This window comes from Trabulsiella odontotermitis (assembly GCF_030053895.1).
GTDB lineage: Bacteria > Pseudomonadota > Gammaproteobacteria > Enterobacterales > Enterobacteriaceae > Trabulsiella > Trabulsiella odontotermitis_C.
This window is the reverse complement of record NZ_CP125781.1, coordinates 3343756-3357162: the sequence shown is the minus strand read 5'-3', so window position 1 is coordinate 3357162 and position 13407 is coordinate 3343756. Positions and strand designations below refer to the sequence as shown.

The following is a 13407-nucleotide window of genomic DNA, read 5'->3' as shown; positions in this document are numbered from 1 at the left end:
ATCGCGCCGGCAATCTCAGGAGAACCTGCATGCTCAGTCGCATAACCCAGCGTCAGCTGGAATACTTTGTCGCGTCCGGAGAAGCCGGAAGCATTATTGGCGCATCAGAACGCATCCACGTTTCATCGCCGTCGATCTCTGCTGCCATCACCCATATCGAATCTGAACTTGGCGTACAGCTCTTTGTGCGTCATCACGCGCAGGGCGTGTCGCTGACCGCTATCGGTCATCAGGTTCTGAAAGAGGCGAAGCTTATTCTGGAACAGATGTTGAACCTTTATACGATCGCATCGGAATCGATGAACAACGTGCGCGGCCCGCTGCGCGTGGGCTGTCTGGATACGCTGGCTCCCATGCTGACGCCAGAACTGGTGTTCGGCTTTGGCCGCGCGTTTCCCGGCGTGCGCATTACGCTGGTGGAAGGCAACCATGAACAGTTGCTGAAACAACTGCGCTCAGCCGATATCGACATCGCCCTGACGTATGATTTAGTCCCGGCTAATGACATCGCCTTTACTTCGCTGGCGCAGTTGCCGCCGTATGTGATGGTGGGTGAACATCATCCGCTTGCCACGCAATCGGCGGTGACGATTCAGGAGCTGGCGACGATGCCGATGGTCTTACTGGATATGCCGTGGAGCCGTGAATATTTCCTTGGACTCTTTAGCGAAGCGGGCGTCACGCCGAATGTGGTGATGCGTTCCGGCAATATGGAAGTGGTGCGCGCGATGGTGGCAAACGGCGTGGGATTTGGTATCGCCAACGTGCGGCCAAAAGCGCATCTGTCTCAGGATGGCAAACGCCTGATCCGCGTGCGGCTGGCGGGGGTGAACAGGCCGATGCAACTCGGTTACGCGACCGTCGCCCATACGCAGCATTCAATGGTGGTGAACGCCTTTGCCGAGCGCTGTCGCATCTTTATTTCCGACCAGTATATTCCTGGCATGGCGGCACCGAGCTATTTTGACCCGCAGGTGGTGCGGGTGGCGTGAGCCTGTGCTAATAGCCGCGCGCCGGGAACACCTGATTCGTCACCGGTTCTCCGCGTGCGGCGCGGTGAATGTTTTCAGCGACCTGCCGGGCGGCGCTGGCAGGAATGGCGACGGAAGCCAGATGCGGCGTGATCAGCACGTTTTCCATCCGCCACAGCGGATCGTGCGGCGGCAGCGGTTCGCGGTCAAACACATCCAGCGTGGCGTGCGCAATCTGTCCTGAACGCAACGCTGCCGTCAGCGCCGCCTGATCGACAATCGCCCCGCGCGACACATTGATGAACGCTGCGCCAGGCGGGAGCTGCGCCAGCCGTTCGGCACTGAGCAAGCCCGTCGTGTCCGGGGTGAGGGGCAGCATGACCACCAGAATGTCGCTCTGGCTGAGAAAATCATTCAGCGATTCCAGACCGCTGCGACAGCGAATACCCGTAATCTCTTTTTGCGAACGCGACCAGCCGCGCACATCGAAACCCTGTCGCGCCAGTTCCCGCGCCGTATACGCACCTAACTCTCCCAACCCCAGCACACCGACACGGATGCCGGAGGGGTCGCGCGGATGCAGGTAATGCCAGCGCTGTTCACGCTGCGCACGCTCGAATGCCGGAATATCACGCGCGTAGCGCAGCACGGCAAACAGCACATAACCGGCCATCATGCGCGCCATATCAGGGTCAGACAGCCGAATAATCGGGATATCCGGCAGATCGTCGCGACCGACCAGCGAATCGACACCCGCGCCGAGATTCACCAGCAGTTTGAGATTGCGGTAGGGCGCAAAGAAACCGCGTGGTGGTTTCCATGCCAGCGCATAGTGCACGTCATCCGTTTTTTGCACCATTTCGGCGCGACAAATCGTCACGCCGGGCAAATACGGTGCAAGTAAGGCCGACCACTCGTCGAAGCTGTCGAACTCGCTGTAAAACACTAATGTACTCATGCGGCGTGCGTTCCCAGCAGGTTGACCACGGCATCAATCGCCAGCTCATAACCTGCCACACCCAGACCGGCAATCACACCAGTGGCGGCTTTCGACACCATGGAATGGTGACGGAACGGTTCACGCTTCCAGATGTTGCTCATATGCGCTTCAATAATCGGGCCATCAAACATCAATAACGCATCGAGGATCGGCACTGAACTGTAAGTCAGACCTGCGGCGTTGATAATCAGCCCGGCGGCATGCTGACGCGCTTCCTGGATCCAGTCGACCAGCACGCCTTCGTGGTTGCTCTGGCGGAAATGCAAAATAACACCGTGCGAGTCGGCGCGACGCTGGCAGCGCTCGCCGATGCTGGCAAAACTGTCGCTGCCGTAGGTGCCATTTTTATCCAGCCCGTACAAATTCGCGTTCGGCCCGTTGAGGAAATAGATTTGCTGTGACATGCGCACTCCTGATTAAACATGTGGACGCGTGGCCGCCATGGCCGGATGCGCATCAAAAACGGCGAACCAGGTGGCGGTAAGCGGGTGACGGTCACGCCAGTTGAGTCCGGCAAAACGGAAATCGAGATAACCGAGCGCACAACCAATGGCAATGAGCCCGATATCGTCGGGTTGATCGCTAAAACCGCTGACCTGAGCCTCAATGTCTGACAGGGCGGCGGCGACTTTTTTCAGTTGCGCGTCCGCCCAGTCCTGCCACTGCTTTTCGGGCGGGCGGGCGCTGAACTCATAGCGCGCCAGCAAGGCGGCATCAATGATCCCATCGCCAAGTGCCTGTCGTGCCAGACTGCGCCAGCGCGCGTCCCCGTTTGCCGGGAATAAATCGCCCTGCGCACGCGCGTTGAGATACTCGCAGATGACCCGGCTGTCATAGAGACACATCCCGTTTTCGGTACGCAGCGCCGGCACTTTAGCCAGTGGATTAAACGCCGCGATGCGTTCGTCGCGCACGATCGGATGCGCAGCAGAATCCAGCCGTTCCAGCGCATCAACCAGACCCAGTACGATCGCGCAGACTATCACTTTGCGGACGTACGCCGAGGTGCTGGCATAAAAGAGTTGCATCATGACGCCACCTGCAGCAGCACTTTGCCGATGTTGGCGTTGGCTTCCAGAATGCGATGCGCATCGGCGGCCTGCGCTAACGGTAACGTCTGATGAAGGGTGGGGGCGATTTTTCCGGCGGCGATCAGCGGCAACAGATGTTTGCTGATGCATTGCGCCAGACGCATTTTCTCCGTTGCGCTTTTCGGGCGCAGCGTGGATGACGTCAGGCTCAGGCCTTTACGCATCACCAGTTGCAGATCGAGTTCAATTTTCGCGCCCTGCATAAAAGAAAGGCTGACATGACGACCGCCTGGCGCTAATACGCTCAGGTTGCGCGCCACGTAATCGCCACCGACGTTATCCAGTACCACATCCACACCGCGTCCCTGGGTTTCATCAAGAATGACCGCGACAAAATCTTCGCTGTGGCGATTGATAGCACGCCAGACACCGAGCTGTCGCAGCGCCGCAATTTTTTCAGCACCGCCTGCCGTCGCCATCACCCGCGCCCCGCAGGCCTGTGCGCACTGAATGGCAAATGTGCCCACGCCGCTGGCCGCACCGTGGATCAGCACGGTTTCGCCCGGTTGCAAACGCCCCAGTTCAAACAGGTTATGCCACACGGTAAAGGCCGCTTCCGGCACACCCGCCGCCTGCGAAAGCGGCAGGTTTTCCGGTACGGCTAAACAAAGTTCGGCACGTGCCACACAGTAATCTGCATAACCGCCGCCGTTGAGCAGCGCCATCACCGGCGTGCCAACCGCGGGAAATGCAACCCCTGCGCCCAGCGCGACCACGGTGCCGGAGACTTCCAGCCCCAGCACATCAGTGACGCCCGGCGGCAACGGCATGCCGGAGCGCTGCAGGATATCGGGACGATTCACGCCCGCACTGGCGACGCGAATCAGCACTTCCCCGGTTTCAGGTTTCGGTACTTTGCGTTGCACGAGTTCTAACACCCCGGGGCCGCCAGGCTGGCGTGCTATGACCGCGTTCATTATTTCAGGCATCATCAGCGCTTATTCCCCTGTCGCCGTGCTAAACGCGCACACGCCTTCGTCATCAACGTTCACACCGACCAGGCTGCCGACGGGCCAGCGCGTCAGCGCATTCAACCCGGACTGGCGCGCAAACAGCGTGGCATTGCCCAGTGCGGGCGCATCAAGGTGCACATCGACATGATCGCCCTGAAATACATGCGCGATCACCGTGGCGCTGAACAGCGAAAGCGGGCCCAGCGGCGCCAGTTGAACGTTTTCCGGACGGACGTAGACATCAAGGCGTTCGCCAATCGTGGCCTGTACACGCTCCGCGGGCAGACGCAGCACATTGCCGCCCAACGCCAGCATCGCCTCGCCGTCGCGACCCGCGTAGCGCCCCGGCAGAATGTTTACATCACCGACAAAGCCCGCGACAAACGGATCTTTCGGACGACGATAAATCTCGTCCGGCGTACCAATCTGGCGTACATGCCCTGCCGACATCACTACCACGCGATCGCTCATACTCAGCGCTTCACCCTGATCATGCGTCACAAACACGGTGGTGACGCCCAGTTTGCGCTGAATCGCTTTTAACTCAACCTGCATTGAGAGGCGCAGGTTTTTATCCAGTGCGGAGAAAGGCTCATCGAGCAGCAGCACTTTGGGGCGGATCACCAGAGCTCGCGCCAGCGCCACACGCTGCTGCTGACCGCCAGAAAGTTCGCGTGGCTTGCGATGGCCATAACCGGCAAGTTTCACCAGTTCCAGCGCCTGGGCAACGCGTTCGGCGATCTCGGCTTTTGGCACGCCGCGCATACGCAGGCCGTAGCCCACGTTCTTCTCGACCGTCATATGCGGGAACAGCGCATAGTTCTGAAACACAATGCCGATTTCACGCTGGTATGGCGGGATATCCGTCACCAGATCACCATCGATAAAGATCTCGCCGCCATCCGCTTCGGCGAAACCCGCCATCAGATTCAGCAGCGTGGTCTTGCCGCAGCCTGACGGGCCGAGCAGGGTAATAAATTCGCCTTCCTCGATCATCAGGGAAACTTTGTGTAAAGCGGTGGCGTCGCCAAAGCGTTTCAGTACGCCATCAAGCCGGACGGCAACGTTAGCGTTGTTCGCGACAGGATGCAGTGTTTTAGGCTGCGGGAAGAGGGTGACTTCTGCACTTACCATGGGATCTCCGGAAACGGGCTGTCAAATGCGTGTCACCAGCATACGGCTTAAGCGCGCATCACGCGGTTAGTGCTTCCTGAAGCTGGCGTTTGGAAAAGTTAAAGCAGAGAGGAAAGGGCGGGCCGGCGCTCGCCCCGGGGTTTCATGCTGGCTGGCACATCCATGCGGCAAGGCGGCGCAGCAGGGCATCGCAGGCATCCAACTGCTCGACAGTGATGAACTCATCGGGTTTATGGCCCTGCGCGATACTGCCCGGTCCGCATACCACGCTGGGGATACCGATCTGACTGAACAATCCCCCTTCAGTCCCGAATGCGACGGTGCTGAACGCGTCCGAACCGGTGAGATGGGCAAGCAATCGCGCGGCGGCGCTTTGTTCCGCAGTGTACAAACCGGGGTAACTGCTGATGGGATAAAAACGGATCGCGGTGTCGCGATTCACGGCGTGCATTTGCGGCAGCAGCTCGTGCCGGGCGTAACGCTCCAGATCCCGAACCACTTCCTGCGCGTCATCCTGCAGCAGGGTGCGCACTTCGAAATCAAACGCACATTCGGCAGGCACGATATTCAGTGCCCGACCGCCCTGAATCACGCCGGTCTGCACGGTGGTAAATGGCGGGTCAAAACGTGCATCGTGATACTGTGGCGCGGCCAGTCGCTGGCCTGTCACTGTAAGATGATGGATAAGCTTGGCAGCATATTCGATGGCATTAACACCCTGCGGTGCCCAGGCCGAATGGCAGGCCGCACCCTGAACTTCACACCGAACGCCGATCTTGCCTTTGTGGCCAAGCACAGGCTGCAATTCGGTGGGTTCGCCAATGATGCAGATATCGGGTTTTTCCGGGCGAGCGGAGAGCACGTCCAGCAAGGTGCGCACGCCAAGACAACCCACTTCTTCATCATAAGAAATCGCCAGATGCAGCGGTTGTGCCAGTGGCTGCGCAAGAAAATGCGGCACCGCCGCCAGCATGCAGGCGATAAAACCTTTCATGTCCGCGGTGCCACGACCGTAGAGTTTGCCCTCACGCTCAGTCAGCGCAAAAGGGGGGACGCTCCAGTTCTGCCCGTCAACCGGTACCACATCGCTGTGACCGGAAAGCATCACGCCGCCGCTACCCGCCGGGCCAAGCCGCGCATAAAGATTGGCCTTGCTGCGTTCGGCGTTATAAACCCGTTCGCAGCTGACGCCGAGTTCCGTTAAGTAGCGGCTGACAAAATCGATCAGCGCCAGGTTAGATTCGCGGCTGGTGGTGTCAAAGGCCACCAGTTGTTCCAGCAGTTTGCGGCTGGTCATTATCAGCTCTCCTTGCGGTTATTCGTCGCCCGGGACGCCGTAACCCGGCGCACTGCGGGGATCGAGTGCCCGGGTGATATAGTCCTGCATCTGCGGTTTATAGGCTTGCCAGAGTTTGCTGAGTTCATCAGCTGGATCGGCATCGGTCCAGTCGACGCGTAAATCAACGATCGGCCAGACGGGAGAATCCACAATCGACAGGGCTGCCGAATGCACCGGGCCCGCTTCCCCTCCAGCTTTCAGTCCTGCCTGCAGTGCGGCAATGAGCCTGTCAGCAAGATGCCCTGACTGTTGTTCGAAGGCATTTACCATCGCAACAATAACCTCCTGATTCGCGAGCATATTCCCCGCCGCCACGCAATTTTCACCGCTCAGGGCGTGGTTGATGCCCAGCGTTTTTTCGCCGCTGTAAAACGCGCTTTTTCCGTCGGTTGTGAGAACGGTGACCTGCCGGTACATGTGATAGTCATCCGTGCCGAGCCCAGCCTTCAGCGCGGCTTCAATGGCGTCGCCCTGCTGTAACCGATCAAGAATGCGCGGTCCCAGCGCCGGTAATGTGATGTTCTGGGTAGATACCGCACCCACGTTGCTGCGCAACCAGGGGCAGCGCGCGCCCACCGCGATGCTGGAAGAGCTGATAGCAATACCCATCTGGCCGGTCTGCGCGCAGCGCCCGACAATCGATAACGTCATGATTTTATACTCCTGTTTACGATTGCCAGTCGTCCGGGATCACAGCGATAACATCAATTTCCATCAGCCACTGCGGCTGACCAAGCCCGGAAATCACCAGCCCGGTTGAGATCGGATATACGCCTTTCAGCCATTTGCCAACAACCTGATAAACCGGCTCGCGATAGCGGGGGTCGATGATATAGGTGGTCGTTTTAACGATATGAGACAGATCGCTGCCTGCCTCTTCGAGCAGTTGTTTGACGTTCTTCATTGCCTGTTCGGCTTGCGCCGCCGGATCGCCAAGCCCTACCAGATTGCCTTCGAAGTCAGTCCCAATCTGACCACGAACATAAACGGTGTTGCCGGCACGAACGGCCTGACAAAGATCGTTATCCAGTGACTGATTCGGGTATGTTTCTTTCGTATTGAATTTGCGAATGCGGGTATGTGTGCTCATGTTTGCCTGCCTGTTAAAGGAACCTTCCTGCAAGGTATACCTTTTCCATGGGTAACACACAAAACAACATAATCCGAGGCGCTAGTTTAGAAAATGTGAACCCTCAGCATAACGCTGACGGTTTTCCCCTCGGGTGGGAAATTATTTATTTGTCCCGATTTCTCCCCTGTGCTCAAGTATATCTATGACAGAAACAGACTCCATTTCCTCCGTCTACGGTAGGACGGAACGGAAAAATTAACTGCATAGCGAGATAACCAATGGATAAAAGCGAACAGATCAATAGCGTGGCAATGAATATTATCATGGAGGCCGGGGATGCCCGGGCATTAATCACGGATGCATTATTAGCCATCGAACAAAACCATTTCACTGAGGCAGGTGAAAAGATTAGTCAGGCACAAAAGAAAATAACCATTGCCCACAGTAATCAGACGGATATTGTTCAGAGCGAAATTCACGGCGACGTTTTCCCCCCCTCATTATTATTTAATCATGCTCAGGATACGCTAATGACAATTAACAGTGAGCTGCTGATGAGCCGCCACCTGTTAAAAATCTTCCATATGCTGGATAAACGTTTAAGCAATCTCGAACAGCAGAATTAATAGTGGTGCAGCCCTACGTTCCTTATCAAAAACTCAGGATCTTTCAATGGAACAATTTCAATACACTATCCGTGACGACCTCGGTATTCATGCCCGCCCGGCAGGATTGCTGGTTCGTTTAGCCATGAGCTATCGCTCTGAGCTGCAAATTGCCAGAAACGACAAACAGGCCAGCCTGAAAAAGATCTTCACCGTCATGGGGATGAATGTGAAATGCGGCGATACGGTGACCATTTGCGCCAGCGGAGATGATGAGCAGCAGGCCATCGCTGCGCTGCATGACTTTTTCCGTCAGCACCTTTAACGTTAGCGAGGAAAAATTATGCAAATAGTCGAAGGCACCATTGCCTCCCCGGGTATCGCCCTGGGGCATATCGGGATCTGGCATCCGGCCATATGGAATATTGACCCACAACGCATCGTTGATTCCGCGCAGGAGTTGCAACGGTTTGAACAGGCCTGTGACGTCGCATTATCGCAGTTGCAGGCGCTGGAAGACAGCATACGGGACGATACGGGAGAAGAAACCGCCCAACTGTTCTCCGCTCATCAGTTGATGCTGCAGGACGATGATTTTCAACAGGAAATTCGTGATGCAATCAGCCGCGAGCATGCCAGTGCGGCCTGGGCAGTCAAACAGACGAGCGAACTGTTCGCCGCTCAGATGGCGGCGATGGAAGATACCTATTTTCAGGCCCGGGCAGTAGACATCCGGGATGTGGCCGGAAGACTCATTACGCTTCTCTGCGGGCATCCACGCGCGGCGCAACCCGCATACGCAAGCAACACCATTCTGTTGGCTGAAGAGATAACGCCCAGCGAAACCGTACAGCTCGACAGGCAACGCATCGTCGCCATCGTGACCCGTCAGGGCTCGAGCATTTCTCATAGCGCGATCCTGGCGAGAGCGATGGGTATTCCGGCGATTATGGGCCTGAATATCCCTGCTTTGCCAGATGAGTGGGAAGGGCTGGAAGCGCTCGTCGATAGCGCAACCGGGCATCTTTATTTGTCGCCAGACAGCGAAACGCGTCAGCGTTATCACGATAAGTAAATTCAATAACACCAGGGGAAATAAATCGCTATTTTTGCTGTGATGATGATCACTTAATTTTTTCCGATTCATCGCATCAGTAAAGATTTTCACTTCGGTGGTGAAACGGTGTATTTGCGATTCAATGGCAGGGACAGCAATATAAAATCACCCTACAAACACACATTAATATAAAGGTCCACATGTAAATGAAAAAGCTAAATATCTTGTTGATCTGCGGCTCCGGGGCATCCAGTGGATTTCTTGCAGCCAATATACGTAAAGAAGCGGCGAAACGTGGGCTTGATTGTAACATCGTTGCCCGCAGCGAAGCTGAAGTGGAAAGCTACCTCCAGGAAATAGATTGTCTGATGGTCGGGCCCCACCTGAAATATTTGATTCCAGAACTGGAAGAAAAAGTGGAAGCGATGAACATCAAAGTTATCCTGATGGAAAAATCCTATTACTCGCTCCTTGATGGAGCCCAGGCGCTGGATCATCTTCTGGCTGAATTAAATAAGAATTAAGCGGAGCTGGCCATCATGCAGAAATTTATTGACTGGATGGAGGTGCATTTCGCACCGCCAATGAACAGAATCAACCGCAACGTTTGGGTACTGACGCTGAAAGATTCGATCATGCAGGTGTTGCCGATGATCCTGGTTGGCTCACTGGTCACGGTATTATCGATCCTGAAAAATTTTCTTCCGTGGTTCCCTAATCTTTCGACACTTTCCAGCTATACCATGGGGTTAATTTCGATATTTATCGCTTTTTTGATTCCATTTAATTATATGGAAAAAAAGAAAATCAATAAAATGCGTCTGATTGCTGGGATGTCCGGTATCGCTTTATTCATGATTATCGTGAAATTACAGGAAGTCCCTGTTCTGCAATTTAAGTATTTTGGCGCGGGTGGGATGTTTGTCGCCATTATCGCCGGGATCTATGTTGCCTTTATTATGGGTATCGCCGGTAAATATTCCTTTTTTAAACAGGACAGCGCTATTCCGGATTTTGTCCGGGTCTGGTTTGACGCCATCATCCCTATCCTGGTCGTGACCGCTACTGGCTGGCTTGCCGTCTATATTTTCAAGCTGGATCTCTACCAGATCCTGATTAACATTTTCATGCCGATCACCAGTTTCGCTCAGACGTTACCCGGCTTTCTGCTCATCACTTTCCTTGGCGTATTTCTTTACTCGATGGGGATCAGTGGATGGGTACTTTTCCCCATCACCAAGCCGATTTTCCTCGCGGGTATTACTGCAAATATGGCGGCGGTTGCCGCGGGTGGTGTGGCGAAAAATATCGTCACCGCAGAAGTACTTTATTCCGGGTGGGTGGCGATTGGTGGTATTGGCGCCACACTGCCGCTGGTCATTATGCTGGTGAGATCCAAATCCCGCCGGCTGAAAGCGCTGGGCTCGGCATCGTTGGTACCTGGCATTTTTAATATTAATGAACCGGTTATTTTTGGCGCTGTGGCATGGAACCCCATCTTAATGGTACCGCTGTGGTTGCAGGGCATTATTTTACCGTTAATCACGTATGTGGTGCTGAGCATGGGCGTGGTCAATATTCCTGCCGCCGTATTCGACATGTGGTATTGCCCGTTCCCGATTTCGACCTGGATTGTATCGCAGGATCTGAATGGCCTGATTCTGCTGGCCGTTGTCGCCACGGTCAGCACGCTCATCTGGTATCCCTTTTTCAAAATGTATGAAAGGCAGCAGGTTGCTGCAGAATCTGCCACTGCCTGAATGTATCCCCTACACGTGGCCTGCGGGCCACGAAATGAAAGGAGTAATCTATTTTGACTCATAAACGTATTCCTGACGGCTTCCCCGATACATTTTTATGGGGTGGCGCCGTTGCTGCTAACCAGTGTGAAGGCGCCTGGCAAGAAGATGGCAAAGGCTGGTGTGTCGCGGATATTAATCTTTTCCGTAACGATATTGCGCTGGATAAAAAATACAATGAAGAGATTACCACTCAGGATATTCTGTCAGCCATGCAGGACACGCAAGGCATCTATCCTAAGCGCAATGCCATTGATTTTTACCATACCTACAAAGAAGATTTGAAATTATTAGCCGAGACCGGCATGAACGCGTTTCGTACTTCCATCAACTGGTCCCGTATCTACCCGAACGGTGACGAGAGGGAGCCGAATGAAGCCGGACTGCGCTTTTATGACAATCTGATTGATGAAATTATCGCTAATGGCATGGAGCCGGTGATCACGCTCTCCCATTATGAAATGCCACTACATCTGACCACCGCGTATAGCGGCTGGTATTCACGTGAGCTGGTCGATTTCTTCGTTCGTTATTGTGAGACGGTATTCACCCGCTATCAGCACAAGGTGAAGTACTGGATTATCGTCAATCAAATCAACCTGATTATTCATGAATCGTTTAACCACCTGGGTATTGCAGAAGATAAAGTCGGCAATCTGGCCGAAGCGAAATATCAGGGTGTGCATAATGAGATGGTCGCCTGCGCGAAAGCCACAGCGATTGCGCGGCGCATTAATCCGCAATTCCGTATTGGCATGATGTTCGCCGATGGCATTAGCTATCCTGCCACCTGTAAACCTGATGATGTGCTGGCGACCGTGCGCCGCAACCAGATGGAATATTTTTATGGCGATGTTCTGCTGCGCGGGCGCTACCCGGGCTATGCGTTCCGCTATTTCGCCGAGCATGATATCCAATTGCAGTTTTACCCGGGCGATGAGGAAGCATTACTTAATACCGCTGATTTTATGGCTATTTCTTACTATTACACCCGGATCAGCGATGCCGAAAGCGTGTTAAAACACAAAACCTCGTATGCCAACCCACACATCAAGGCAAGTGACTGGGGATGGGGTATTGATCCTGTTGGCTTACGCACCAAGCTGAATTTGTACTGGGATCGCTATCAGGTTCCGATCATGATCGCGGAAAATGGCATTGGCGCGTTCGACAAAAAAGAGGCAAACGGAGAGGTTCAGGACGATTACCGCATCGATTATATGCGTTCGCATCTGGCGCAGGTGAAGGAAGCGGTTCGCGATGGCGTCGACGTCATCGGTTACTTCCCGTGGGGGCCTATCGATATCGTCAGTTGTTCGTCGTCTGAAATGAGCAAACGTTATGGGTTTATTTACGTGGATCTCGACGACTATGGACAGGGAAGCGGGGCGCGCAGCCGTAAGAAAAGTTATGGCTGGTATCAGCGGGTCATCGCCAGTCATGGGGAAGAACTCTGATCGTGGCTGACAAAACCGCCCTGCTGGCGATGGCCAGCGGGATCTGCTGGGGGACTTCGGGACTGGTGATGCGCTATCTCGGCGCGTATGGCTTCGATGCGGCAGAAATCGGTGCTTTACGCCTGCTGGTTGCAGCAGGCGTAATGAGCGCGATTGCGCTTCGTCGCCCGACCGGTATGCGCATCAGCCTGCAGCAGTTACCTTGGCTGGTGGCGATGGGGGCAGGTTGCCTGTTCCTTTTCTCGCTGTGCTATGTGTTGTCAGTGCAGGAGGTCTCCCTGTCGCTGACGGCTGTACTTATCTATACGTCTCCGGCGATCGTTATGTTGCTGTCGGTGGTGATGTTCAATGAACCGCTAACGCGACATAAGCTCCTCGCGCTGGCGCTTACGTTTTGCGGCTGCAGTCTGGCCGCAGGCTTGTTTCCCGCCACGTTGCACTACTCCTGGCGGGGGATTGGTTTTGCCTTGCTTGCTGCATTACTGTATGCGTTGTATGCCGTACTGGCAAAGATACAGACGCAACGCTGCGATGCCTTAACGGTTACCGCCTGGAGTTTGTTGTTTGGTGCCGCCGCCGCGGTAATGGCAGTGAATATTCCTCATGGCCTGAGCGTGTTACGCGCCGGGCCCGGCGCGCTGTTGTGGGTGGTGGTTATAGGTATCCTGAATACGGCTTTGCCTTATCTGCTTTATACGCGGGCAGTGAGTCTGGGTGACGCAAGCAAAGCGGCAATGATGGCCTCGGTCGAGCCGGTAGTAGCGACGCTGTTGGGAATGGCCGTTTTTCATGAGACGCCAGGCGTGTGGGCCTGCCTGGGTATCCTGCTCGTCATCAGCGGGTTACTGGTGATGAACCGTCCGGGCGCTGCGCAAAAACGCGTACCGCTGGTTTCGGGTTGCATCAGGCCAGGCCAGAAGAAGGAGTAA

The 13407-nt window shown here is 55.0% G+C and carries 16 protein-coding genes; 8 read left to right on the top strand and 8 right to left on the bottom strand.

Features of this window, described 5'->3' with window-relative positions; all coding sequences use genetic code 11:
- Window positions 1–29: 29 nt before the first annotated feature.
- A complete protein-coding gene (locus QMG90_RS15875; RefSeq protein ID WP_283280592.1) occupies window positions 30–992 on the top strand; it encodes a LysR family transcriptional regulator in 963 nt (320 codons plus the stop codon).
- Between the two features lie 7 nt (window positions 993–999).
- Here QMG90_RS15875 and QMG90_RS15870 read toward each other — a convergent pair whose 3' ends face one another.
- The 8 genes from QMG90_RS15870 to QMG90_RS15835 form a co-directional block, all read right to left on the bottom strand.
- Complete coding sequence (locus QMG90_RS15870; RefSeq protein ID WP_283280591.1) at window positions 1000–1929, bottom strand: 2-hydroxyacid dehydrogenase; 930 nt, start codon at window positions 1927–1929, stop codon at window positions 1000–1002.
- Entirely contained in the window at window positions 1926–2375 is a 450-nt protein-coding gene (locus QMG90_RS15865; RefSeq protein ID WP_283280589.1) for a type II 3-dehydroquinate dehydratase, read from the bottom strand. The genes QMG90_RS15870 and QMG90_RS15865 overlap by 4 nt, the downstream gene beginning before the upstream one ends.
- 12 nt (window positions 2376–2387) lie before the next feature.
- Entirely contained in the window at window positions 2388–3002 is a 615-nt protein-coding gene (locus tag QMG90_RS15860; RefSeq protein ID WP_283280588.1) for a glutathione S-transferase, read from the bottom strand.
- Window positions 2999–3994 carry an NAD(P)H-quinone oxidoreductase gene (locus QMG90_RS15855; protein ID WP_283280587.1) on the bottom strand — a complete coding sequence of 332 codons (996 nt, stop codon included), beginning with the start codon at window positions 3992–3994 and terminating at the stop codon, window positions 2999–3001. Before QMG90_RS15855 ends, QMG90_RS15860 begins: the two co-directional genes overlap by 4 nt.
- A gap of 6 nt (window positions 3995–4000) precedes the next feature.
- Complete coding sequence (locus QMG90_RS15850; protein ID WP_283280586.1) at window positions 4001–5149, bottom strand: ABC transporter ATP-binding protein; 1149 nt, start codon at window positions 5147–5149, stop codon at window positions 4001–4003.
- A gap of 142 nt (window positions 5150–5291) precedes the next feature.
- A complete protein-coding gene (gene argE / locus QMG90_RS15845) occupies window positions 5292–6446 on the bottom strand; it encodes an acetylornithine deacetylase (RefSeq protein ID WP_283280585.1) in 1155 nt (384 codons plus the stop codon).
- Between the two features lie 18 nt (window positions 6447–6464).
- Window positions 6465–7139, bottom strand: a complete 675-nt coding sequence (locus QMG90_RS15840; RefSeq protein WP_283280584.1) for a DUF1028 domain-containing protein — start codon at window positions 7137–7139, stop codon at window positions 6465–6467.
- 16 nt (window positions 7140–7155) lie between these two features.
- Window positions 7156–7578 carry a RidA family protein gene (locus tag QMG90_RS15835; RefSeq protein ID WP_283280583.1) on the bottom strand — a complete coding sequence of 141 codons (423 nt, stop codon included), beginning with the start codon at window positions 7576–7578 and terminating at the stop codon, window positions 7156–7158.
- 260 nt (window positions 7579–7838) lie between these two features.
- Here QMG90_RS15835 and QMG90_RS15830 point away from each other — a divergent pair, with 260 nt between their 5' ends.
- The 7 genes from QMG90_RS15830 (at window position 7839) to QMG90_RS15800 (ending at window position 13407) form a co-directional block, all read left to right on the top strand.
- Window positions 7839–8186 carry a PTS sugar transporter subunit IIA gene (locus QMG90_RS15830; RefSeq protein ID WP_283280582.1) on the top strand — a complete coding sequence of 116 codons (348 nt, stop codon included), beginning with the start codon at window positions 7839–7841 and terminating at the stop codon, window positions 8184–8186.
- Between the two features lie 46 nt (window positions 8187–8232).
- On the top strand, window positions 8233–8490 hold the full coding sequence (locus QMG90_RS15825) for an HPr family phosphocarrier protein (protein WP_283280581.1): 258 nt from the start codon (window positions 8233–8235) through the stop codon (window positions 8488–8490).
- A gap of 18 nt (window positions 8491–8508) precedes the next feature.
- The gene (locus QMG90_RS15820) at window positions 8509–9240 is read left to right on the top strand and encodes a phosphoenolpyruvate-utilizing N-terminal domain-containing protein (protein WP_283280580.1); all 732 of its coding nucleotides are present in this window, start codon (window positions 8509–8511) and stop codon (window positions 9238–9240) included.
- Window positions 9241–9428: 188 nt separating this feature from the next.
- Window positions 9429–9746 carry a PTS sugar transporter subunit IIB gene (locus QMG90_RS15815; RefSeq protein WP_283280579.1) on the top strand — a complete coding sequence of 106 codons (318 nt, stop codon included), beginning with the start codon at window positions 9429–9431 and terminating at the stop codon, window positions 9744–9746.
- 15 nt (window positions 9747–9761) lie between these two features.
- Entirely contained in the window at window positions 9762–10982 is a 1221-nt protein-coding gene (locus QMG90_RS15810) for a PTS sugar transporter subunit IIC (protein WP_283280578.1), read from the top strand.
- A 53-nt stretch (window positions 10983–11035) separates the two neighbouring features.
- A complete protein-coding gene (locus QMG90_RS15805; RefSeq protein ID WP_283280577.1) occupies window positions 11036–12478 on the top strand; it encodes a glycoside hydrolase family 1 protein in 1443 nt (480 codons plus the stop codon).
- Window positions 12479–12480: 2 nt separating this feature from the next.
- On the top strand, window positions 12481–13407 hold the full coding sequence (locus QMG90_RS15800) for a DMT family transporter (protein WP_283280576.1): 927 nt from the start codon (window positions 12481–12483) through the stop codon (window positions 13405–13407).

Bases quoted from the DNA above. Each gene is read 5' to 3' on its own strand.
- QMG90_RS15875 (WP_283280592.1), top strand. From the start codon at position 30: ATGCTCAGTCGCATAACCCAGCGTCAGCTGGAATACTTTGTCGCGTCC.
- QMG90_RS15870 (WP_283280591.1), bottom strand. From the start codon at position 1,929: ATGAGTACATTAGTGTTTTACAGCGAGTTCGACAGCTTCGACGAGTGG.
- QMG90_RS15865 (WP_283280589.1), bottom strand. From the start codon at position 2,375: ATGTCACAGCAAATCTATTTCCTCAACGGGCCGAACGCGAATTTGTAC.
- QMG90_RS15860 (WP_283280588.1), bottom strand. From the start codon at position 3,002: ATGATGCAACTCTTTTATGCCAGCACCTCGGCGTACGTCCGCAAAGTG.
- QMG90_RS15855 (WP_283280587.1), bottom strand. From the start codon at position 3,994: ATGATGCCTGAAATAATGAACGCGGTCATAGCACGCCAGCCTGGCGGC.
- QMG90_RS15850 (WP_283280586.1), bottom strand. From the start codon at position 5,149: ATGGTAAGTGCAGAAGTCACCCTCTTCCCGCAGCCTAAAACACTGCAT.
- argE (WP_283280585.1), bottom strand. From the start codon at position 6,446: ATGACCAGCCGCAAACTGCTGGAACAACTGGTGGCCTTTGACACCACC.
- QMG90_RS15840 (WP_283280584.1), bottom strand. From the start codon at position 7,139: ATGACGTTATCGATTGTCGGGCGCTGCGCGCAGACCGGCCAGATGGGT.
- QMG90_RS15835 (WP_283280583.1), bottom strand. From the start codon at position 7,578: ATGAGCACACATACCCGCATTCGCAAATTCAATACGAAAGAAACATAC.
- QMG90_RS15830 (WP_283280582.1), top strand. From the start codon at position 7,839: ATGGATAAAAGCGAACAGATCAATAGCGTGGCAATGAATATTATCATG.
- QMG90_RS15825 (WP_283280581.1), top strand. From the start codon at position 8,233: ATGGAACAATTTCAATACACTATCCGTGACGACCTCGGTATTCATGCC.
- QMG90_RS15820 (WP_283280580.1), top strand. From the start codon at position 8,509: ATGCAAATAGTCGAAGGCACCATTGCCTCCCCGGGTATCGCCCTGGGG.
- QMG90_RS15815 (WP_283280579.1), top strand. From the start codon at position 9,429: ATGAAAAAGCTAAATATCTTGTTGATCTGCGGCTCCGGGGCATCCAGT.
- QMG90_RS15810 (WP_283280578.1), top strand. From the start codon at position 9,762: ATGCAGAAATTTATTGACTGGATGGAGGTGCATTTCGCACCGCCAATG.